Origin of the sequence: Levilactobacillus andaensis (genome assembly GCF_016861695.1) — a bacterium.
GTDB lineage: Bacteria > Bacillota > Bacilli > Lactobacillales > Lactobacillaceae > Levilactobacillus > Levilactobacillus andaensis.
Window position 1 is genome coordinate 142,499 of sequence record NZ_BOLP01000003.1, and the last position, 20,885, is coordinate 163,383.

Annotated in this window: 19 protein-coding genes and 1 tRNA gene; 9 read left to right on the plus strand and 11 right to left on the minus strand. The window is 48.9% G+C overall.

The genetic code is table 11. The features are described from left to right. Positions 1–11: 11 nt before the first annotated feature. The 3 genes from JUF10_RS01430 to JUF10_RS01440 all read right to left on the minus strand — a co-directional run bounded on the left by JUF10_RS01430 (position 12) and on the right by JUF10_RS01440 (position 3,769). Positions 12–1,340 (minus strand): enolase C-terminal domain-like protein, encoded by a 1,329-nt coding sequence (locus JUF10_RS01430; protein WP_203640469.1) that lies wholly within the window; start codon positions 1,338–1,340, stop codon positions 12–14. Positions 1,341–1,423: 83 nt separating this feature from the next. Beyond that, a complete protein-coding gene (garR, locus tag JUF10_RS01435) occupies positions 1,424–2,305 on the minus strand; it encodes a 2-hydroxy-3-oxopropionate reductase (protein WP_203640470.1) in 882 nt (293 codons plus the stop codon). Positions 2,306–2,443: 138 nt separating this feature from the next. Then, entirely contained in the window at positions 2,444–3,769 is a 1,326-nt protein-coding gene (locus tag JUF10_RS01440; protein ID WP_203640471.1) for a Na+/H+ antiporter NhaC family protein, read from the minus strand. 753 nt (positions 3,770–4,522) lie between these two features. Here JUF10_RS01440 and JUF10_RS01445 point away from each other — a divergent pair. The 5 genes from JUF10_RS01445 (at position 4,523) to JUF10_RS01465 (ending at position 11,361) form a co-directional block, all read left to right on the plus strand. After that, positions 4,523–5,605, plus strand: a complete 1,083-nt coding sequence (locus JUF10_RS01445; RefSeq protein ID WP_203640472.1) for a CdaR family transcriptional regulator — start codon at positions 4,523–4,525, stop codon at positions 5,603–5,605. A gap of 111 nt (positions 5,606–5,716) precedes the next feature. Further along, positions 5,717–7,057: an enolase C-terminal domain-like protein gene (locus JUF10_RS01450; protein WP_203640473.1), complete on the plus strand. Its 1,341-nt coding sequence runs from the start codon at positions 5,717–5,719 to the stop codon at positions 7,055–7,057. 579 nt (positions 7,058–7,636) lie between these two features. Then, positions 7,637–9,337, plus strand: a complete 1,701-nt coding sequence (locus JUF10_RS01455) for an aryl-sulfate sulfotransferase (protein WP_203640474.1) — start codon at positions 7,637–7,639, stop codon at positions 9,335–9,337. A gap of 284 nt (positions 9,338–9,621) precedes the next feature. Then, a complete protein-coding gene (gene rihA, locus JUF10_RS01460; protein ID WP_203640475.1) occupies positions 9,622–10,554 on the plus strand; it encodes a pyrimidine-specific ribonucleoside hydrolase RihA in 933 nt (310 codons plus the stop codon). A 126-nt stretch (positions 10,555–10,680) separates the two neighbouring features. Continuing rightward, the gene (locus JUF10_RS01465; RefSeq protein ID WP_203640476.1) at positions 10,681–11,361 is read left to right on the plus strand and encodes a YoaK family protein; all 681 of its coding nucleotides are present in this window, start codon (positions 10,681–10,683) and stop codon (positions 11,359–11,361) included. A 258-nt stretch (positions 11,362–11,619) separates the two neighbouring features. Here JUF10_RS01465 and JUF10_RS01470 read toward each other — a convergent pair. Then, positions 11,620–11,691: transfer RNA gene (locus JUF10_RS01470), tRNA-Gln, on the minus strand. 186 nt (positions 11,692–11,877) lie between these two features. On the opposite strand from JUF10_RS01470, the gene JUF10_RS01475 reads away from it, so the two are divergent. Beyond that, positions 11,878–12,858 carry a LacI family DNA-binding transcriptional regulator gene (locus JUF10_RS01475; RefSeq protein ID WP_203640477.1) on the plus strand — a complete coding sequence of 327 codons (981 nt, stop codon included), beginning with the start codon at positions 11,878–11,880 and terminating at the stop codon, positions 12,856–12,858. On the opposite strand, the gene JUF10_RS01480 is transcribed toward JUF10_RS01475, so the two are convergent. Further along, positions 12,845–13,477 (minus strand): pentapeptide repeat-containing protein, encoded by a 633-nt coding sequence (locus JUF10_RS01480; protein ID WP_203640478.1) that lies wholly within the window; start codon positions 13,475–13,477, stop codon positions 12,845–12,847. The genes JUF10_RS01475 and JUF10_RS01480 overlap by 14 nt on opposite strands. Before the next feature lie 284 nt (positions 13,478–13,761). On the opposite strand from JUF10_RS01480, the gene JUF10_RS01485 reads away from it, so the two are divergent. Both JUF10_RS01485 and JUF10_RS01490 read left to right on the plus strand, forming a co-directional pair. Further along, the gene (locus tag JUF10_RS01485) at positions 13,762–13,998 is read left to right on the plus strand and encodes a hypothetical protein (RefSeq protein WP_203640479.1); all 237 of its coding nucleotides are present in this window, start codon (positions 13,762–13,764) and stop codon (positions 13,996–13,998) included. Then, a complete protein-coding gene (locus JUF10_RS01490; protein ID WP_203640480.1) occupies positions 13,991–14,692 on the plus strand; it encodes a hypothetical protein in 702 nt (233 codons plus the stop codon). The genes JUF10_RS01485 and JUF10_RS01490 overlap by 8 nt, the downstream gene beginning before the upstream one ends. Before the next feature lie 88 nt (positions 14,693–14,780). Here the strand turns inward: JUF10_RS01490 and JUF10_RS01495 are convergent, their stop codons facing one another. From JUF10_RS01495 to thiD, 3 genes are read right to left on the minus strand one after another with little or no spacing between them, the layout of a single operon-like run. Continuing rightward, on the minus strand, positions 14,781–15,338 hold the full coding sequence (locus tag JUF10_RS01495; RefSeq protein WP_203640481.1) for a TIGR01440 family protein: 558 nt from the start codon (positions 15,336–15,338) through the stop codon (positions 14,781–14,783). Between the two features lie 11 nt (positions 15,339–15,349). Next, positions 15,350–15,850, minus strand: coding sequence for an ECF transporter S component (locus JUF10_RS01500; RefSeq protein ID WP_203640482.1), 501 nt, complete (start codon positions 15,848–15,850; stop codon positions 15,350–15,352). Positions 15,851–15,855: 5 nt separating this feature from the next. Further along, positions 15,856–16,647, minus strand: a complete 792-nt coding sequence (thiD, locus tag JUF10_RS01505) for a bifunctional hydroxymethylpyrimidine kinase/phosphomethylpyrimidine kinase (protein ID WP_203640483.1) — start codon at positions 16,645–16,647, stop codon at positions 15,856–15,858. Between the two features lie 133 nt (positions 16,648–16,780). Here thiD and JUF10_RS01510 point away from each other — a divergent pair, with 133 nt between their 5' ends. Further along, a complete protein-coding gene (locus JUF10_RS01510; protein WP_203640484.1) occupies positions 16,781–18,175 on the plus strand; it encodes an aminotransferase-like domain-containing protein in 1,395 nt (464 codons plus the stop codon). Between the two features lie 381 nt (positions 18,176–18,556). On the opposite strand, the gene JUF10_RS01515 is transcribed toward JUF10_RS01510, so the two are convergent. The 3 genes from JUF10_RS01515 to JUF10_RS01525 all read right to left on the minus strand — a co-directional run bounded on the left by JUF10_RS01515 (position 18,557) and on the right by JUF10_RS01525 (position 20,882). Continuing rightward, complete coding sequence (locus JUF10_RS01515) at positions 18,557–18,949, minus strand: VOC family protein (RefSeq protein WP_203640485.1); 393 nt, start codon at positions 18,947–18,949, stop codon at positions 18,557–18,559. 135 nt (positions 18,950–19,084) lie between these two features. Next, on the minus strand, positions 19,085–19,813 hold the full coding sequence (locus tag JUF10_RS01520; protein WP_203640486.1) for a DUF6198 family protein: 729 nt from the start codon (positions 19,811–19,813) through the stop codon (positions 19,085–19,087). Between the two features lie 67 nt (positions 19,814–19,880). Then, positions 19,881–20,882: a zinc-dependent alcohol dehydrogenase family protein gene (locus JUF10_RS01525; RefSeq protein ID WP_203640487.1), complete on the minus strand. Its 1,002-nt coding sequence runs from the start codon at positions 20,880–20,882 to the stop codon at positions 19,881–19,883. Positions 20,883–20,885: the final 3 nt, after the last annotated feature.

Sequence of the window (20,885 nt, forward strand, 5' to 3'; positions counted from 1 at the left end):
TCGACCTTTCTTTAACGAACTAAAGCGGGTTGCTTAGGATTAAATTTCCAGTTTGGCACTAAGTACTGCATGGTCTTGGCGTCATCACGCGCGCCCAGATTATTTTCGATGTAAACGCGGTTAGCCGCCTTGATGGCATCGAGATCAATTTCAACACCCAAACCTTCATTAGAAGCAGGCACGGTTAATTGGCCATCCTTGATTTGGTAAGGATTCTTGGTCAAGTTTTGACCGTCTTGCCAGATCCAATGCGTATCGATGGCATAAATGTTACCAGGAGCAGCTGCGGCTGTGTTGGCAACCATGGCTAAGGAAATGTCAAAGTGGTTGTTGGAATGAATTCCCCAGTTAAGGCCGAACTCGTGGCACATCTGAGCAACCCGAACGGAACCTTCCATGGTCCAGAAATGAGGATCTGCTAATGGCACGGAGACACTGTCCAAACGAACGGCGTGTGACATTTGACGCCAATCGGTATCAACCATGTTCGTCGCAGTTGGTAAGAACGTTGCCTTTCGGAATTCAGCAAGAATTTCGCGACCAGAGAAACCATCTTCAGCACCACAAGGGTCTTCGGCATAAGTCAAGATCCCCTTAAGTTCCTCAGCATAGTGGATGGCATCCTTTAAGGACCAAGCACCATTTGGATCTAAGTCTAATTTAGCTTCTGGAAAGGCTTCATGCAAGGCCTTGATGGCAGCAACTTCTTGTTCACCATCAAAAACCCCACCCTTCAGCTTGAAGGTCTTGAACCCGTAACGTTTGTAAGCAGCCTGTGCTTGCTTAACAATTGCTTCCGGCGTTAAAGCTGGTTCGCGACGAACGCGACCCCAATCGTCGGAATCGTCATCGTCACTAATGTAGTCAAGGTCGGTCTTGGTCTTGTCCCCCACATAGAAGAGATAGCCCAACACATCAACCTTTTCACGAACTTGACCGTCGCCAAGTAAAGCAGCAACTGGAACGTGAAGATGCTTCCCTAGCAGATCCAGAAAGGCCGTTTCAACGGCAGTAACAGCATGAATGGTCGTCCGTTGATCAAATGTTTGTTGACCCCGACCGCCGGCATCTAAGTAGGAGAACTTGGCACGCATGGCTTGCAGCACACCCTTATATTCACCTAACGTCTTGCCAACAACAAGATCTTTAGATTTCAGGAGAATCTCTGTGATTTTTTCACCACCAGGGACTTCACCGACCCCGATTTGGTCGTTGTCTGCCGTTAAAATCACAATATTACGGGTGAAATAAGGACCATGAGCCCCACTTAAATTCAATAACATACTGTCTTTCCCAGCAACTGGGTAGACATCCATTTTCACAATTTTAGGAATCGTCATGATTTGTTCATCCTTTCACTTTTAGGGTAAAAGAAAAAGGGATATCAACTTAATCCCATTTTCTTTAATTTCATCTCGACTAATTAGTCGATCGTTAAGTCATTGATCTTTTCGTAGAATTTAGCAATTGCAGAGTGATCATCGCTACCATTACCGTCGTTCTTAACAACTTGCAAGATTTCCATGACTTCAGCAGTCAAAGGCAAGCCAACGTGTAAGGCGTGTGACGTGTCCAAAGCATTTTGCAAGTCCTTGATGTGTAAGTCGACCCGGAAACCAGGTTTGAAGTTACGGTCAATCATCATTGGAACCTTGGCATCCATAACAGTACTGCCGGCTAAACCAGTGTGAATAGCGTCAAAGACCATCTTTGGATCCAGACCAGCTTTCTTAGCTAAGGCAAACCCTTCACTAACAGCAGCAATGTTTAAAGCAACAATGACTTGGTTAGCCAACTTGGTTGTGTTCCCGGCACCAACGGCACCAACATAGGTAACAGAACCACCCATGATTTCAAGTAAGTCTTTGTTCTTTTCGTAAAGATCTTTGTCACCACCGACCATGATAGCAATGGAACCATCGATAGCCTTTGGTTCACCACCGGAAACAGGGGCATCCAAGAAACCAACGTTGAGTTTAGCTAAACGCTTAGCAAAGCCTTGGCTAGCTAATGGGTTGATAGAACTCATGTCGATAACCGTCTTGCCGGCAGTTAACCCTTCGGCAACCCCGCCTTCGTTAAACAATGCAGCTTCAACGTTTGGAGAGTTAGGAACCATAGTGAAAATAACGTCAGACTTTTCGGCAACTTCCTTACCAGTCTTAGCCTCAGTAGCGCCATCTGCAACTAATTCTTTAACGGCGTCTTCCTTGAAATCAAAGACCGTCAAGTCGTGACCTGCTTTGACCAAGTTCTTTGCCATTGGCTTACCCATGATACCTAATCCAATAAATCCAAGTTTCATAATAAATGTGCCCCTTTCAATTTCTATCTTTCTACAGTTAAAAGTATAAGTTAATTACCACACAAAGTGTATGGCGCAACTCTCTAAGTTCGACCATGTTATTTAGTCATTTGCACAAATTGGCAACGGTTACAAGATTTAACGGAATGCACCGGTAAGTAGCCCTAAGCCAATCCAAACAAGGCTCATACCCCAAATTGGGATAAACGCGTATTTGACATATTGTGACAAATCAACTGCACCATGGGTCAAATCGACACCAATGTAAATTTGTGGTTGAGCAATTGGTGTTAACAGAGCCCCCATGTTCATAAACAGTGTAATGATAACGATATCTGATGGAACACCGTAAGCCTTCATCAAGGAAACAACGATTGGCATCAGCACGTAGTACCACGTATCGTTGGTGAAGATGAACATCAATGGTGTACTGAAGACGGCAATGATAATGTAAACCCAAGGTCCCATGGAACTTGGAATGATTTTAACCAAAGTGTTAACCATGGCCTTCATCATGCCACTGTATTGCATAACCCCAACAACAACCCCAGATAAAAGGATGGCTGGCATGATTGGCAATAAAGAAGCCGCATATTTCTTCAGTAACTTGTTTTGTTGCTTCAAGTCAGGGAAGTTGTAAGCTAACGCGATAACTAATCCAAAAGCAAAGACGTAATATGAAGGTACAGAAGGCATTAAGCATAATGCCAAGATAACTAAAACAGTCAAGGCCACGTTGATCCAGAAGAACTTTGGCCGTGCCAATTCAGGATCATCAACGATATCACTAATGTCGACCTTGCCGGCAGTCATATCAGTCGTTGCACATTCCTTCTTGATCCGTTTTTGTTCACGAAAACCTAAGAAGGCTGCCATAGCGAACAGGAGAACCGTAAAGATAACTTGTGTTGGGAACATCATACTGAACAAGTGGTTCGCGCCACCAGGAACATTAGGAATTAGAGAAGCACTCCGTAACATCCGCGCACTCCAAGGAACATCGAATGTATTGATGGCCCCAACAGTAGTCAGGAAAACCAGAATAATCGGTTTCATGTGTAATTTCTGGTAAAACGGCAGTAACAGTGGAATCGTAATTAAGTAAATGGATGTGATACTGACATCAAACCCGGTGATCATGGCAACCAGCAAGGTTAAGCAGGTCAAGACCACTGGACTTAAGTTAATATGTTTCAGGATTCTCCGAACAATACCGTTGAAGAATCCTGTATCTGCCATAAGTAAGAAGTATGGCAGCGAGAATAACATGATCAAGGCAACTGGGGTCGTCATCCCCAACCCTTTTGTCAGGTAATCCCCAATCTGTGTCGGTGATGCACCTACCAAGATTGCACCGATGATTGGAATTACCGTAAAGGCAAACATCGTACTGGTCTTTTGTTTCAACAAGACCCAGACAATGACGATCATCATAACGAAACCAATAATTGCCGGATAACTCATTCGAACTCGCCAACTTTCTCAAAACTATATTTTAAGCAAAATGTTATTTAGTGAGCAATGAAACGAAGTAAGCATGCCTTACGCTCCTTATACTATTCGGAATATCAGGAGCGAACAACTGACATAATGCCCAAATTACAGTTTGGATTTTTGTGATTTTGGTTGCGCTTCCTATATAGCAACCAAAGTAGTTATGCGACAGTTGAAAAAAATAATAATCTGCGTTTAAATAGATATCAGGCGCTTTCACTGTTAGCGCAACAAATCTTGTGTTTTACTTGAAAACGTCGCAAATCCGTTTGATGAAAGTATCACAAGCGGTTGTATTGCCCTTGAATAAGCTTCAAATTAACGACCATGATAGCGCTACCATTATACGTTTTAAGCCTGGTTGCTCACTAATCCTCAATTGGTTTTGTTTAAGTTCTGCACCACAAAATGACCAATCCTCTTTCTAACGGCTTGGTCATCTGCCCAGAATTCAGATGTACAGTTTAAAATTTACCCATTAATCAAAAAGTAATGTCAATTGAAGATAATGCTTAACTAATTACTGACTTATTCGCTATTAATGCGTACACTTACTGTTAAGGGGTCATTTATTCTATCTCCCTACATAGTGCCCGACCTGGTACATTTTTTGTATTTTCTCTATATTTTTACGGGGCTCCCCCAAAAACATTTTTTGCTTCAACATGACCCCGTTTCGTTTTACTCTGCCTGATTATTATTGAGAAAGTAGGTAATTTACTTATGAAAATTGATCCCGTATTGGCACAATCCATCGTGAACAAAATGATGGCCCAGATTCCATATAACGTAAATATGATGGATGAACACGGCTACGTAATTGCTAGCGGTGACGAGACCAGAATCAACACCTTACATGTCGGCGCTCTCGACGCAATCGAACAAAAAAAGACGCTCCCAATGGCCAAATCCTTTGGTCAGCATGGCCAACCAGGTATCAATATGCCCATCTTCTTCGACAAGGCAATTGTAGGTGTCATTGGCATCACGGGCGATCCGGAAAAGGTTACCCCCCTCGCTTCTTTACTCCGCGTTGCTACCGAACTTTTACTGAGTCAAAATCAGAATAACTTGCGAGAAAAGAAAAAAGAGACCGCTCTCAATCGATTCCTTTACCAGTGGTCCCAAGTTACGGATCACATTGAGAATAAGACTGACCTTCTGTTAGAAGCTAGTCAATTGAGTATCGACATTCTCAAAGAACGCACAGCGATTGCGGTTCAGTTAAAAGCTCTGCCAATGAACCTATTGGATCCAACTGATTTTCAAATCTCCCTTTCCGCTAATACAGTCATTGTTCTTACCCTTCAATCAGTCACTATCGACCGTTTCACTAGCTATTGTCAGAAAAAGAAAATTGGCTTGGGAATCGGTCTGCCCAACGCTAATATTGGTGTCTCCGTCAACCAAGCGCTTCAAACATTACGTATTAGCAATGTCTTCAACCGACCTGATCAGATTAACTACGGCCAGGTTGCTTTTATTGACACGCTACTCAGCAGTCATCTTTCACTAACTCCCATTGTCGAAAAGTTTCAGGACGCGAACGGTAGCGAATCTGGTAGCGACCTGATCCAAACACTAGGCATGTACATTCGCCACAGCGGCAATATGGTTCAAACCGCAAAAGCCATGCATATTCACCGTAATACTTTAGGTTACCGTCTCAGTAAAATTAAAGAAGATTTTGACCTTGATCCCCACAATACGATTGAACTCTTTGAGCTTTACCTCGGCTACCTGTACTTCAAAGATGCTAGTTACCACCATAACTTGAAGAATCCCGCGACGTCAGGAGTTAATTAATAATTCGACCAGGTTGCACAAGGAATAACTTCTAATCCTGTTAATTCGACTGATTATTTCTGATAATTAAGCGCTTACAATGAAATTAAACTTTGTGAGGAGCTGTTCAAAATGGTCGTTATTCCAAAAGTTACTGATGTTCAAGTTGTCCCCGTTGCTGGTTACGATAGCATGTTGCTGACCCTTAGTGGTGCTCATTATCCTTACTTTACTAGAAATATTGTAATTATTACTGACGACTCTGGTAACCGTGGTATCGGTGAAATTCACGGTGGCGATGTGATTACTAAGTCACTTAATTCATTCAAATCAATTATCATTGGTCGACCGATTACGGAATACCGGGCTATTTTAAATGACATGAAACACCAGGTCGCTCACCCCGATGCTGACAAGGGAGCTGGAATTCAGCAACTAAATATCAGTAATCTTCAGTACGTTGTCCACGCTGAGGCTGCTGTCGAATGCGCATTGCTTGATTTGTACGGTAAATTCGTTAATCTTCCAATGTGCGATGTCATCGGCTCCGGTCGTCAACGCGACGCCGTAGAAATGCTAGGCTACCTCTTCTACATTGGAGACTATACCAAGACGGATCTACCCTACATTCAGAATGACGACAATTCTGATGCGTGGGGCAAGTTACGGCGAAAACCAACATTGACTGTCGCTGGTATCGTCGAACAAGCCAAAGCCATGAAAGAACGTTATGGGTTCCGTTGCTTCAAGCTCAAGGGCGGGGTCTTAGATGGTGCTGAAGAAATGAAGGCCGTTAAAGCCTTGCACGAAGCCTTCCCTGACGCTCGAATTAACCTAGATCCGAATGGCGCCTGGACACTCGACGAAGCTGTCAGCCTTACTAAGGAATATGGTGATGCCTTAACCTACGCTGAAGATCCATGTGGGCCAGAAAATGGTTTCTCTGGTCGTGAAGTACTCAGTTTCTATCAAAATGCGACACACAAGCCAGTAGCAACCAACATGATTGCTACCGACTGGAAACAACTCTACCCAACTCTTCTCATGAAGTCCGTCGACATTGTCTTAGCCGACCCCCACTTCTGGGGAATCGAGGGTAGCCTGCGAGTCGCTAGCATCTTAAATGACTGGGGATTAACTTGGGGATCTCACTCCAACAATCACTTTGACATCACTTTGGCATTGTATGCACAGGTCGCCGCAGCCGCTCCTGGCAACATTACACCAATTGATACTCATTTCGTTTGGCAAGATGGCCAACAATTATGTGATAATGCCTTAAACATCAGAAACGGTGAAATTGCTATTCCAAAGCGTCCCGGTCTAGGTATCGATATCAATGATAGCAAGTTAGCCGCCGCTCACGAACTCTACGAACGACTTAGTTTCCATGGTCGTGATGACGCTAAGGCTATGCAATATCTGATTCCAGACTGGACGTTCGATCCAAAGACGCCAACATTATTACATTAAAACTCAATGCCCAAAACGCCCCAACTGCTTACCGTAGCTGGGGCGTTTTTTTATGGACTGACTTTTGACAGAAAATATTAACCGCCGAGTAAGGGAACAAGTGTCACAGTCACCAACATCATTGGGTTGTTGACATTCTAGTTGTATATATGTTTTAGTCTGAATTTATATTTTTTCTATTCTTTCATCGCCGACTAATTCATTTAGAGAAACGTCAAAACTATCCGAACAGCTACAAGTAACACGCCCCAAAAGCTACGTGACCTGTGTCAAAACTGGTAATTTGAAGACATTCCATGACTAATTATCTATTGAAAAACCAGCTGGTAAATGCTGATTCATCGGCAATTGCAGCACTTTACAACACCCTGACATCCGTCAAATTGGTTGTTTTAAAATAACCGCCAACTTATCGTTACATTCCCAACTTTCACAATTTCATCACATTTTTTTCGTTAAAATATCGAACTTTGTTAACATAACTAATTTATATGAAGTGTATATTGTAGCTGTTACATACTTTTGGGGCGTACTGGGACTTAGGGACCAGTGCCCCCTTTTTTACTATTTTTGAAGGAGATGGCTCATTTGCAATTCAAACACCCCCGGTTGGTTACGCTTGCCGTAGCCTCCCTGGCAATTCTGACGGTTGGCCTCGCTGGTTGTTCCTCGAGTAACGCGTCATCCTCAAGTTATAAGATCAAGAACAACAAGGTCGCGCTAAGCACCGCCCAGATCAAAAAAAATCTGGACACCAAGATCATCACGACGCGGCAAGACGCTCAGAAGAGTTTGACAGCAACGTACAAATCTGCTGCACAAAACGACAACTATACCCTGAGCGAGCCATACGTCAAAATCAACCCTTACAAGTCTTCCCCGCTATCCGCACTGGTTATCTTTAAGACCAGTGACGCGGTCAAAGTCACCTACACCGTCGTCGGCAAGACGGACAAGACGTCCATCACCAACACGGTCAACGGTGGCTACACCAAGACGCACCAGGTTCCCGTCGTTGGCCTCTACGCCGACTACAGCAACCAGGTGAAGATCACCGCCACCACCAAGGATGGCAAGACGACCACGCAGACGCTGACCATGAAGACCAGCGCCCTGCCAAAATACATCAAGGACGCCACCATCACCACTAAAAATGTCAAGAAGTCCAAGATGGACATTGGCAAGAACAAATTGACCATCGTCAACCGGACCACGAAGCAACCATTTGCCATTGACGCAGATGGCGCCGTTCGTTGGTACGACACGAACTATTCCCAACACACCATCGAACAATGGACGAGCGGTCACATCATGATTCTCTCAAAGAAGAATGTGAACTCCGACGTTTATAACGATTTAATTGAAACCGACTACCTCGGCCGCGTTTACGAGGAATACGGTTTTGCCAACAAGACCAGCAGTACCGATGGCGGGGTCGAAACGACCGTCATTCATCATGACCTGGTCGAACTACCCAACCACAACCTGTTAGCGACCGTTTCCGACGGTTCAAAATACAAGGAAGACACGCTGATCGAAGTTTCGCACAAGACCGGTAAAATCGTGAAGGTCATCGACATGAAGAAAATTCTGCCGAAGTCCATGTGGGACAAGTACAAGAAGGGTTCCGATGGCAAGGTCGACTGGCTGCACAACAACGCCGTGGACTACGACAAGAACGACAACTCCATCGTCCTCTCCAACCGTAATCAAGATTTAACGTTGAAACTGGATTACAAGACCAATCACATCAAATGGCTCTACAGCGGCAAGAAGAAGTCCAGCTGGCCTAAGGCTTACCGCAAGTACGTGTTGACGCCAACCAAGGGCACCATCACGACCGGTGGGCAACATGGCCTCTACCTCCTGAACAACGGTGGTAAGAACTCTGCCAACAGTGAAGACTTCATTCTCTATGACAACAACATCAATGTCACTAACGGTGATAAGAGCACGTCTGGCAAGTACTCACAGGCCGTTAAATACCACGTTAACACCAAGAACATGACGATCAAATCGACCTGGTCCTACGGGAAGACCTTGGGCAAAGCCAACTTCACCAGCGTTATCGGTTACGCCGAGCAGCAAAGTAACGGCAACGTTCTGATCGACTTTGGATTCAAGGCCGGTGGTCAACAGAGTAACATCATCGAAGTCACCAAGAGCGGCGAACAGGTCTTCAACGCTACCATGAAGAATGCCGCGGCTAAGGCCTACGCTTACCGTGCGTACCGCGTACCGTTCTACACGTCCAGCTACGTCTTTGACGCCACGAAATAAAGGCTAGTAACCACCTACGTCTGCCAAGATTCCGCCAGCTATGGGGACCGGAAAAGAACTCCGACTAACATCCTTATCACAGCTGTCTCCATAGGCTGTAAATCACAGGGTCCAACTCTTCTTCCTGAGTTGGACCCTGTTTTTATGCCCAATTGGTAAGCGCTGTCATTTTCAGGTAAACTAGACTTATCAGGTTGACGTTTTAACCACAAACTAGCTGATTCACCGACTAAGTTTCCTATTAACCAAACGTTGACCTAACCCATTCCAGAGGAGTGTTTGACATGACAAAAATTATTTTAGACTGCGACCCCGGCCATGACGACGCCATTGCATTGATGCTGGCGCTCGCCAATCCCGAAATCGACCTGCTCGCGGTGACGACCTCGGCCGGTAACCAAACGCCGGAGAAGACGCTGAACAATGCTATGCGCCTGCTGACGCTGATGCACCATCAGGAGATTCCCGTTGCCGGTGGAAACCGCACCCCGCTGCTCAAACCGCTCGAAACGGCCGGCAACGTCCACGGCAAGTCAGGGCTCGACGGCGCTGAGTTGCCTGACCCCGATTTTGCCGTCCAGGACATGACCGCCATCGAACTCATCGCCAAGACGCTGCGAGAAAGCACCGATCCCGTCACGCTGGTCGTCACCGGTCCCATGACCAACGCCGCTCTCTTTTTACGCGTCTACCCCGAACTGAAGGCCAAAATCGACCGCATCGTCTACATGGGCGGTGCCATGGGCTTAGGCAACTGGACGCCATCCGTCGAATTCAACATTTACGTCGACCCCGAGGCTGCTAAAATCGTGATGAACGCCGGAATTCCCCTCACGATGGCCCCATTGAACGTGACTCACAAGGCCCAGATCCTCAAACCGGAGATCGAAGCCATCGGTCAAATCGACAATCCCGTTGCCCACGCCTTCTATGGCCTGCTGAACTTCTTTGAGCTGTACCATGAAAATCCCAAATGGGGCTTCCAGGGCGCCCCTCTCCATGATCCTTGTACGATTGCCTGGCTCCTGCGCCCCGAAATGTTCAAGAGCGACCTGATGAACGTTGACGTGGAAACGCAAGGCGAGTTGGTTCGCGGCGAAACCGTCTGTGACTACTACGAACTCACCGGCAAACCGAAGAACACCGACGTCCTCCTCGATGTCGACCGACTAGCCTTTATTCAACTGATCACGGATTCTTTAAAGACATTTAATTAACGCCAAAAACTGCGTCACCACTACGGTTAACCCCGCTCAGTGGTGACGTTTTTTAGTAACGTGGTTTCCCGCAATATAAATTACGCTATACTAAATGGACAAAATATGTCGCCGAGGTGAACAAAATTGAGACAGCAAGCTTACCCCGCCCACGAACAACTTTTGTTCGGCAGCGGACTAACGATGGTGGCCGGTGCACTAGACGCCTATTCCTATCTGGAACACGGCGAAGTCTTTGCCGGCCTCCAAACGGGGAACCTAATCCTCTTGGGAATCAACTTAGGAAAATTACAGGTGGCCGTTGTCGGTCGCTATTTGACGGCGATGATTGCCTTCATGGTGGGCACCATGCTCATTCGGGGCCTGCAACACTTTCTGGAAAAGAAGCAGAAAAATCTGCAAGCCACCGTTCTTTGGATCGAACTGGTTCTGCTGGTCTGCGTGGCCATCACGACTAGCATCTTGCCGGATATCGCCATTACGGCGCTCTTATCCTTAACGGCCGCCGCAGAACTCCAGGCTTTTCGTAAATTAAAGGGCGCCCCCTTCACGCCACTCATGATGACCGGTAACTTCCGGGCGGTCGCCGAATCCCTCTTTGATGGCGTCCGCTACCGCGATAAGGCCGCTCGCACCAAGGCCACCGACACGTTGGCCGTCATGGGCAGCTTTGCGTTGGGCGCCGCCATTGTGGGCTTATTTTCCAAAACGTTACAAGGCTTTACCGTCGTGATTCCAATTATTATTCTCGTTGCATTGATTGTCTGGCTTCGGCAGCAGACGCAGCAGCGGCGATGGAAGCACTAAGCCATGATTGACAACTTATTTTAAAAAGGGCCTGAGACAAAAATCGTCTCAGACCCTTCTTGTACTCCAATTATACATGGTCGAAACGTGCGACAAAAGGCAGTCAACTCCGCTTAACCCCGATAGACAAACAATCCAAGCCCGGGATTATTCGTCTATCGACGTTAATGCTCATTGACTAACCGCCTTTCGCCGCACTCTTTTTACCTGTAACAAAAAAGGAACGAGACCAGCTCGTTCCTTCCTGTAAACCTCTGATTGGGCTAACTGGGTTCGAACCAGTGCATCACGGGATCAAAACCCGTTGCCTTACCACTTGGCTATAGCCCAAGAATTTCGGTCATTACTGACCCAACAGGATATAATTTTAGCATTGCACCCCGGGTGAATGCAAGTCCTTTTTCGCGATTCTCCAGAAAAAATATTTTGAAATTAGCGCTAATGGTTGACGTTACCGGCATAAAAACGCTACCATAAAATTTGTAAACCGTTTTAAAAAAATGTGAGGTGAGTCCTTTGTCCGAAAAACCAACGATCAAAGACGTGGCGAAAGCAGCCGGCGTCTCGGAAGCAACCGTCTCAAGAGCGCTGAGTCACAGTCCCCGCGTCAAACGCGCTACCCGTGAAAAAGTACAAACGGTAGCCGACCAACTGGACTACCGACCGAACAGTCTGGCCCGCGGCATTCGGGTCAAACAGACCCACACGCTTGGCATGATTATTCCCGACATTCTCAACGATTATTTCACCCAGTTAACCCGGGAAATAGAGGACGCTGCTGGCCGCTCTGGCTACGATGTCCTCATCATGAACACGGATGAAAGTCTCGCCAAAGAGGCACACGCCCTGAACTTAATGCTCGAAAAGCAAGTCGATGGCGTCATCATCGCCAGTGCCGGTGGTCAGACGGACTACGCTAAAATTTTAGGTCCCACCCCCGCCATCTTCGTCGACCGCATGCCCCCGGCCAATATCAAGACGCCCTATGACCGGGTCATCGTCGACAACGTCAAGGCGACCTGCCACATCGTTTCACAGCTGTTAGCTCAGGGGGCTACGCGAGTCGGTATCATCAACAGCGCCGTCTCCTTTACTGCGACCGAACGCCTCGCCGGCTATCAACAGGCCCTCCATGACGGCGGCATCGCCCTCGACAGTGCCATCGAGGTGGCCGCCCGTACCGACAACAGCAACGTTCAGCAAATGACCCGCCAGCTTCTGATCAATCAGAAGTGTGACGGCCTCTTCGTCGGGGACAACACCATCATGGAAGAGGTTTTGCGCAAGCTGACCGAACTCGACCTGCCGAACCTGCAACTCGGCGGCTTCGATGATCAGCTGTGGTTCGACTTCTTACCGCGCCCCATCGTCACGGCCCGTCAGCCTATCAAGCAGCTCGGCCAGACTGTTGTGGACCGCTTGCTGGCCCATCTCGCCGATCCGCAACTCGCACCGCAGGAATTTCGCCTAGACGCCCAAATCATTACGCGACAGTGATCCCGAGAAACTGGCTGGCAAAGTAGGCCGCCTGCGTTTCGTTCAACGTGCACCCCACCAAATCAAACGTGGTTGCCCGCAACTCATCGAACTGGCAGGTACTCAAATCGACCTTCTTCAAGCTGGTCTCAGAAAAATCAGCCTTGTTCAGCTGACATCCACGAAAAACAAGCTTGCTCAGCTGACTCGCCAGACAGTTGAATTCCGTTAGGTCGCTCTGATCAAACATGACCTGGGTCAATTTTGCTTCGTTCACGTTAGCCAACGCCAAACTGCACCCCGTGAACGTCACGTCCTTTAAAGCCGAGTGGTCGAGCGTGCTACCCATCAATTTACAATCGACAAAATGGACGCGATAAAGACTCGCCGCCTCGAACTGACAATTCGCCAACGTACAGTTCTTCAGGACCACATCAGTCATTTCTAGTCGGTGGAAGTCAGCGTTCAGAAAGGTCATCCCCTCCAGCAAGCACTGGTCAAACGTGGGGTGCTCAAGCCGCTGATTCTCCAGAACCTCTTGCTTTAGATGACCGAGTTGTAAAATGTGATCTTCCGCCGAGTAAATGTCAGCGAAGGCGACCGGTTGTAAGGTCGATTCGAGTAATTTTGGCTGATTCATAGGGGAACATCCTTTCGCTTTTGGTAAAAATAGTATAGCACGCTTCTCGTGGCAACCACAATGACTTGTGGCGGCCATTTTTACTTCACCCTAAAATTCTCCAACCAAATTAACCACTAGCCCCCTGAATACGACTCTTCTAGGCATTTCGGTACGTAACCAGTATACTCAGAGTTGGGGAGCAGTTTCCCCGCGCAACTGGTTTTGGTGACACCGATTGATTGGCGATTTTCGCTAGCAACTTAGAAGTCAAAATAACTTTTGAACGACTAGGAGGGCTTTCAATGGATCACAGTCAACTTTCCCGCAAGACACAGCACCGCGCACAACCAACTCTGATGGTGGCCCAACCACAGGCCACTACCTTGACGATGACACCGGAATTAACGCTGGTCACCCCGTCAGGAACCAATTTAGCTCGCCGCACGGAACCTCCTTGCGGTATATCTGGTCAGGACGACCTCGCTAAAGTCCTTCGCGACATTCGCCAGTGTTTATTACTGGAGGCTGCCTATGACTGAGGACATCGCGGAACTCTTTGCGGAACAAACCGCTGCTAAATTTCTAAGCGCGACCCCCACTAATGGCGGTTTCATTGGCGCCGATATCGAACGCCTGCTTGCTGAACGAGCCACCGTGATCTACCGCGACGTGGCCGATGTCAGCTATTATGGGGCGTTGATTCAACTAAAACAACAAAACTTTGCAATTCTCAATACGGCACAACCGCTCCGACAACGTTACTACCACGCGGCGCACACGCTGTGGGACCTCATCGCCACGAGTTATCAAAGCAATGTGACTGCCCGCACCACCTTTACCACCGCAATCATGTTGCCAGCCCGGCACACGGTAGCTACTTGGCATCGCCTTCAACGAAAATCCACTTCACCCGAAACGGCGTTATTACGCTTGGCCGACCAAACAGCCATGCCTTATCACGTGGTCGCCCAACGACTGGCAGCGTTGCATCTGCTGATGCCCGATGACTTGTTATATCGTTCGGAAACCGATTGGCTGGTGTGGCGCACCGCCCATCACAACTTTCCCAGTGCACTCGACCGGCCACTTCACATGGTCCATTTCGACCGGCTAACAACCGATGTCATGCGCTATCTGGAGCACGACCAGTTGACGACCAACGACGCCGCACAACTGTTGCACAATGCCAATCCCGACTTGGCTCAACACTATGCTGCCCGCTTCAACGCGTAGATTACTCTTAAATTTAAAATAGCCATCACAAAAGCCGCTAGAAATCCCAATTTGATTTCTAGCGGCTTTTTTCAGAAATTCCAACGACCTACTTAGCTAAGTCATAGACCGCTCGCGGACCGCCAACATACTTCGGTCGGGACCGCAATGCCGTGACGTGCGCGCCACCCAGTTCACTAATACTTGGTCGAACCGGCACCTGCACAAATTTAACGTGCATGCCGATTGCCGTGTCGCCAATGTCTAGGCCGGCTTGGGCCACCACGTGCTCGACCTCCACGGGATCCGTGAATTGCTGGAATGCCGCCATCGAGCAGGCCCCCCCGGCATGTAACGCTGGCACGACCGACACCATTTCAAAGTCATGTTGCCGGGCAACGGCGCGTTCAACAACTAAACTGCGGTTAATGTGCTCGCAACCCTGCACAGCCAGTTGAATGCCTAACGGGTCAAGCTTGGCCTTCAACGTTTCGACGATGCGGGTGCCCACGTCCAAACTGGAATCCTTGCCAATATGGCCACCAACGACCTCACTCGTCGTGCATCCCAGAACAAATAGGTCACCTGGTTGTAATTTTGCTGCATCTAAAACGTCTTCAATTATAATTGTTAACTCCGCTGTCATTTTTCCCAAATCAATTGTCATGTTAACACTCCTCAAACCAGGTTGGGCTTGAATTTCACGAGGCTCTCAACAATGGAGAGCGTCACGACCATCCCAAAGCCAACCTGAACTAAATTACCAACGATCGATGCCAAGCCCGCCGGCCAACCGAATAAAAGTGCGGTGGCAAAATAGTAGCCAACCACCATAATAGCGCTTCCAATTAACAGTGGCAGTAGCATCGTCTTAAACGACTTCGTATGTTCTGGCGTGAAGTAGCCAACCGCTAACCCCTGCATCCCGTGAATCACCAGTGAAAACAGGCACCATTCCGGATACCCGGATAAGATATCGATCAAAAACCCACTGCCGGCACCAACCATGCCGCCCACCGGGCCACCAAACAAAATGGCACTGGTGTAGATACCGACTTCACAGAGCGTGACCATCCCTTTGGTTGCCGGCACGGGAATCACGAACATAATCGACAAGCCGACCGTCATCGCAATCAACACGGCCGCCAACGTGGTTTGTTTCAATTTTTCATTTCGCATTTACTCTACTCCTGTCGACGACTCGCACCCTGCCAGACACTCCCCAGTTGCTCGCTGATGGCAACGCCGTGTTCAATGCCCGCATGGACAAACTGTTTCGCTTGGGCCACCGCCTGCGGCAACGCCACCCCGGTCGCTAATAGCGCCGTGATGGCTGCGGAAAATGTGCACCCCGCGCCATCTGTCGTCTTCTTTTGAATTTTAGGTTCCGCAAACCAATAGTCCTCTTCGCCATATCGTAAATAGTCGACGGCGACCATTCCCGGCAACCGACTGCCACCCTTGACGACCACATTGGGACAACCCAACGTTTGGATGCGCTGGGCTGCCGTGCGCATCTGCTCGCGCGTGGTGATGGCCGCTACCCCGCTGAGTTGCGCCGCCTCATCCAGATTGGGCGTGGTCACGTACGCCAGTGGTAAGAGTCGTTGCCGCAATGCTGCTATGTAGTCTGTCGCCAAGTCCATGCCCCCTTCTTTGAATACCAAGACTGGGTCCACGACCAACCAAACCGGATACTGCCGCAACTGGTCACAGACGAGGTCTAACGTTGCCACATCGCCTAGCAAGCCCGTCTTCACAAAGCGGACCGGCAACTGTGACAGAATCGACGTCAGCTGTTGGTCGACCACCTCAGGCGCCAATTGCGTTAAATTTACCTTTCCGGGCAAAATACTCGCCACGCTGGTGAGTGCACTGACGCCAAACACGTCGAGTTCCTCAAACGTTTTCAAATCGGCCTGAATCCCGCCCCCAGCAAGACTATCCGACCCGGCAATGGTCAAAACATTTTCCATTTGCTCTCCTCCCCTCACTCTCAAGTATCGCGCACTTTACGGCGACAGCAACCACCAATTGGCTTGTTTTTAATCCAGCCAATTATTATACTGAGAGGGACTTCAAACAACTCTTACGAAAGAAGGCCCGCCCATGCCCAATTGGTACGCCGATCTCCCAGATATTAAACCCAAATACTTAGCCATTAGCCAACTGATCACCAGCCTGATTCAAGAGGACCGGTTATTGCCCAGCCAACGATTGCCCGCTGAACGAGAACTCGCGAAGCAACTCAAGGTCGACCGTTCCACCGTCAGTCGGGCTTTTCAGGAGCTCACCGCCAATGGCCTTCTCGTCAAAAAGGGCGGCAGTGGCACCTTTGTCGCGCCCGTGCCTACCGTGAACACTCTCCCCGATAAGATCAATTGGGGCCAATACTTACGTAACACCACGACTAGTCACTCCCTTATCCAACGTAAACTCACCCAGGCCCGCGCCCTCAATCCCCATTTGATCGACGGTGCCGCCAATGAGCTCCCGATGAACCTGATCCCGCAACTAGGCGATCTCCAATTGAACTGGCAAGACTTTCTGCTGGCCCAACGTCAGGAACAAGACGCGGGCTATCTCCCACTGATTCAGACGTTAGAACGCCACCACACCCAGCGGCGCCAATTTCGCACCGATTGCCAAACGCTCCTCATCACTGGTGGCGCCCAACAGGCACTCCTACTAATTCTGAGCAGCCTGCTTAAGATTGGTGATGCCGTGGCTTTTACTAAGCCGTCTTACTTTGCGACCAGCGCCGTCTTCAAGACGCTTGGTGTCCGACCATTTACTATCCCGTTGACCCCCACCGGCCTGGACCTCGCCATTTTGGAGAAAACGATTCGTCAACACCGAATTAAACTTCTTTTGTTAAACCCCACCTTTCAAAATCCTACGGGACTGCTCCTGTCCCTCGAACAACGTCAGCGCATCATCAAACTCTGCCAAAAGTACCAAGTTGCCATTGTGGAGGACGACGTGTTCGGCTGGCTCAGCACCAAACAGGGCGCCATCCCTACGCTAAAAACCCTCGCACCCCAGAACGTGATCTATATCAGCTCCCTGTCCAAATTGCTAGGATCGAGCACCCGACTGGGCTGGATTGTTGCGCCGGACGCCATCGGTCAGCGCCTGTTGCAGGTCCAAAAGCGGCTCGACATCATCCCCAGTATGCTCGCCCAGGTCATGGCCAATCTGGCACTGACAACGGCCGCCTTCGATCCTGGCATAGCTCAACTCACACAAGAACTCGCCCAACGCCGCCAAGCCACGGTCGCCATCTTTCGCAGTCTGCGCCCCGAATGGCAGTTCATCACACCACAGGGGGGCTTCTACCTCTGGGTCACCCAAACCGACCCCGCAATTTTCGACCACTTATTGGAACGCCAGATTCTAGTCAAACCCGGCACGCTATATGGCGCGCCCAAAACGGCCTTCCGCTTCAACTTTGCCGGCATTGATTTGGAACAACAAGAGCGGCTAAAGAGTTTACTAATTTAGGTTGGTCGGCTACAACCTGACTGGTTAATCAATCTCCAACAACTCTCATGGTAGACATCAAATTTAAGACGCAGGAGGCCAGGGATGCAGCCAGCCGTGGAGGTGGTATTAGTCGGCGTTTCCTCAGCCGGCTTACACCACGGGCGACTTTGAAGACACGTGATTTCCGTGGCTTCAAAGCGAGCGAGAAGACTGGCGCCCTTCCAGGCTGAAGCGTCCCCACAGCAGGCGGAATCCCTGGCAGCCAGAGGCGACCCCTCCAAACTAATCTCGCACTAACACAAACTTAACAGACGTAAAAAAATCAGCTTACCGGTGAGGGGTAAGCTGATTTTTTGCTGATCATCTAGGTTCATTGGGACTGCAGCCCCAAGTCACACACTACTTTAAGATTTGGCAGAACTCAATGGTTTCATGGTTCGGCCCGAGGATGTTGAAGAAACGAATGCCCTTTTCCCAGAACGTTGGGATGGATTGCACCTCGTCATTGACCAGGTCTAAGCCCTGTTCTTTGGCGGCGGCAAAGGCGGCATCGACATCGGTGGTGTTCAACGAAATATGGTTGATCGCACCGGCTGTCGGATTGGTAGGGTCGCCTTCCCAGGTCTCAATCGTTAAGTTACCGAGCCGCATGAAGGCACAGCGGTTTTCACCGTTGGGGAACAGGCCGGCCCGTTCAAAGCCTAGTGATTCGTAAAAGGCCATCGTCTTGTCTAAATCCGCCGTGGGAATCCCCACGTGTTGAATTCCAGTAATAAAATCATGAACTGACATGTTTAACTGACTCCTTTTTTAAACGTAATCGGTATCGTCATTAACGAGTTACCCATTAATGTTTCAGAACAACTTCTTCAAACCGTTGGTCCAAGACCCAGTTACCTTACGGATTAGACCACGTTAACGGAAAGGTTATTTCCCAACGTCGACGGCTTGGTGCTTCAGGTTCGGGAAGATCACCTTGTCAGCAATCCCGGTAATCCCACCTTGAGCAAGGAAGGCAAACACCGTTCCCAGCCCAAAGTTCGTGAATTGACGGGTAATCACCAACGCAATGATCGCCATAATGGTAGGCGGAATGTAGGACGCCCACATCGCCTTAGCAGCTTGCCCCTTGAAGTAACGGAAGCGCAAAATCTGCATCAAGTCATCAGCCGGATGTAACACCAGGTTGACCCGTTGATAGATGGAGATGGCTACGGCGATAAACGCCACACCCAAGAAGTTCAGCGCCACGTAGAAGATGATCATCCCCGTGCCCCGCGCTTCTGGTAGGCCCGCAAAGAGTGCCGGGTACTTGCCATCAAAGAAATCCTCAAACACTTGAATCAAAGCGGAGAACGGTACCATGAAGATCATGTTACCGGCGATTCGCTTCCAATCCCAGTGGTGAATCAAGATGGCGTTTAGCACCGCCGTCAAGAAGCCCATAATCAGGAACGCCCAGAATAAATTCCAGTGAAACGCGGTCCCCAAGTTGGCTTCGGCTGCGGACCAGTACGCTGCCCCTAAAAATGAGGGGTGAATCTTGGCACTAGTGACCAACGTTAACACGTTACCGGCCGAGTTAATGACCAGCGACAGGGCGAAAAAGGCAATTGCCTTTGACATTGAAAGGGTTCGTTCATTTGTCGCTTCCATCGGTGCTGCTCCTTCGTTGAACTTGCTTGCTGCTTCAGCTCTCACATTAATCCCTTACCTTTTTTGTTTAGTCGCTAACTTTAACGACTGCCTTGCTGACGCCCTTAACCTTACCGTTTAAGACGTCTTCGACTTGTTCCAACTTAACTTCATGGCTGATCAGAGATTCAACGTCCAATTCGCCGCTAGCCAATAAGGCAATGGCATCCTTGAAGGCGTATGGGTTGATGAAGGCACCCTGAATCTTCAATTGCTTTTGGTAAACTTCGTAAGTGTTCATGGAGAAGGTTTGGTCTGGCTTCCCAACACCAAACATCAGGACTTGAGCACCCTTCTTCGTGGCTTCAACGGCTTGTTCTTGCGTTTGTGGCAACCCAACGGCTTCAATCACAACGTCGTAATCGGCAGGAATGCTGTCGCGAGTGGTGTTGTAGGTGTTAGTAACGCCAAACTTTTCCTTGTTAAAGGCTAACTTTTCGTCGATGATGCCGGCGAAATCGACTTGGTGAACGCCGTAAGCTTGGAGTAATTGCACGAACAATTGACCCATGAAGCCATCGCCGATAACCAAGGCCTTTTGATAAGGCTTAACATCTAACAAGCTCATGCCGTGAACCGCGCAAGATACAGGTTCCGTGGTGGCAGCGGCCTTTAAGGACAAACTGTCAGGAATTGGGTAAACGACGGATGAAGGGGCCGTGAAGGACTTTTCCAACCCACCATCGCGGGTAACCCCAACGGCTGATAAGTTGTCACACAGTTCGGGACGGTCGGTTCTGCAGTAGTCACATTGGCCACAGTAGATGTTAGGGTCAACGGTGACCCGGTCGCCAACCTTAACGTTGGTAACGTTCTTGCCGACAGCGGCAACGATCCCGGAGTTTTCATGGCCCAAAACGATTGGTGGCACAGCGTTAGCGGAACCAGGAAGGCCAGCGTAGAGCGCCCGGTCAGTCCCACAGATACCAGCGTAAGCGGTGTTGACTAAGACTTCGTCAGGCTTAACTTCTGGTTCTGGCAAATCTTGAATTTCCATCTTTTTGGTTCCAGTTAAAACTAAGGCTTTCATAAA

Coding starts and splice junctions, on each gene's coding strand:
- JUF10_RS01430 (WP_203640469.1), bottom strand. CDS start 1,340: ATGACGATTCCTAAAATTGTGAAAATGGATGTCTACCCAGTTGCTGGG.
- garR (WP_203640470.1), bottom strand. CDS start 2,305: ATGAAACTTGGATTTATTGGATTAGGTATCATGGGTAAGCCAATGGCA.
- JUF10_RS01440 (WP_203640471.1), bottom strand. CDS start 3,769: ATGAGTTATCCGGCAATTATTGGTTTCGTTATGATGATCGTCATTGTC.
- JUF10_RS01445 (WP_203640472.1), top strand. CDS start 4,523: ATGAAAATTGATCCCGTATTGGCACAATCCATCGTGAACAAAATGATG.
- JUF10_RS01450 (WP_203640473.1), top strand. CDS start 5,717: ATGGTCGTTATTCCAAAAGTTACTGATGTTCAAGTTGTCCCCGTTGCT.
- JUF10_RS01455 (WP_203640474.1), top strand. CDS start 7,637: ATGGCTCATTTGCAATTCAAACACCCCCGGTTGGTTACGCTTGCCGTA.
- rihA (WP_203640475.1), top strand. CDS start 9,622: ATGACAAAAATTATTTTAGACTGCGACCCCGGCCATGACGACGCCATT.
- JUF10_RS01480 (WP_203640478.1), bottom strand. CDS start 13,477: ATGAATCAGCCAAAATTACTCGAATCGACCTTACAACCGGTCGCCTTC.
- JUF10_RS01485 (WP_203640479.1), top strand. CDS start 13,762: ATGGATCACAGTCAACTTTCCCGCAAGACACAGCACCGCGCACAACCA.
- JUF10_RS01490 (WP_203640480.1), top strand. CDS start 13,991: ATGACTGAGGACATCGCGGAACTCTTTGCGGAACAAACCGCTGCTAAA.
- JUF10_RS01495 (WP_203640481.1), bottom strand. CDS start 15,338: ATGACAATTGATTTGGGAAAAATGACAGCGGAGTTAACAATTATAATT.
- JUF10_RS01500 (WP_203640482.1), bottom strand. CDS start 15,850: ATGCGAAATGAAAAATTGAAACAAACCACGTTGGCGGCCGTGTTGATT.
- thiD (WP_203640483.1), bottom strand. CDS start 16,647: ATGGAAAATGTTTTGACCATTGCCGGGTCGGATAGTCTTGCTGGGGGC.
- JUF10_RS01510 (WP_203640484.1), top strand. CDS start 16,781: ATGCCCAATTGGTACGCCGATCTCCCAGATATTAAACCCAAATACTTA.
- JUF10_RS01515 (WP_203640485.1), bottom strand. CDS start 18,949: ATGTCAGTTCATGATTTTATTACTGGAATTCAACACGTGGGGATTCCC.
- JUF10_RS01520 (WP_203640486.1), bottom strand. CDS start 19,813: ATGGAAGCGACAAATGAACGAACCCTTTCAATGTCAAAGGCAATTGCC.
- JUF10_RS01525 (WP_203640487.1), bottom strand. CDS start 20,882: ATGAAAGCCTTAGTTTTAACTGGAACCAAAAAGATGGAAATTCAAGAT.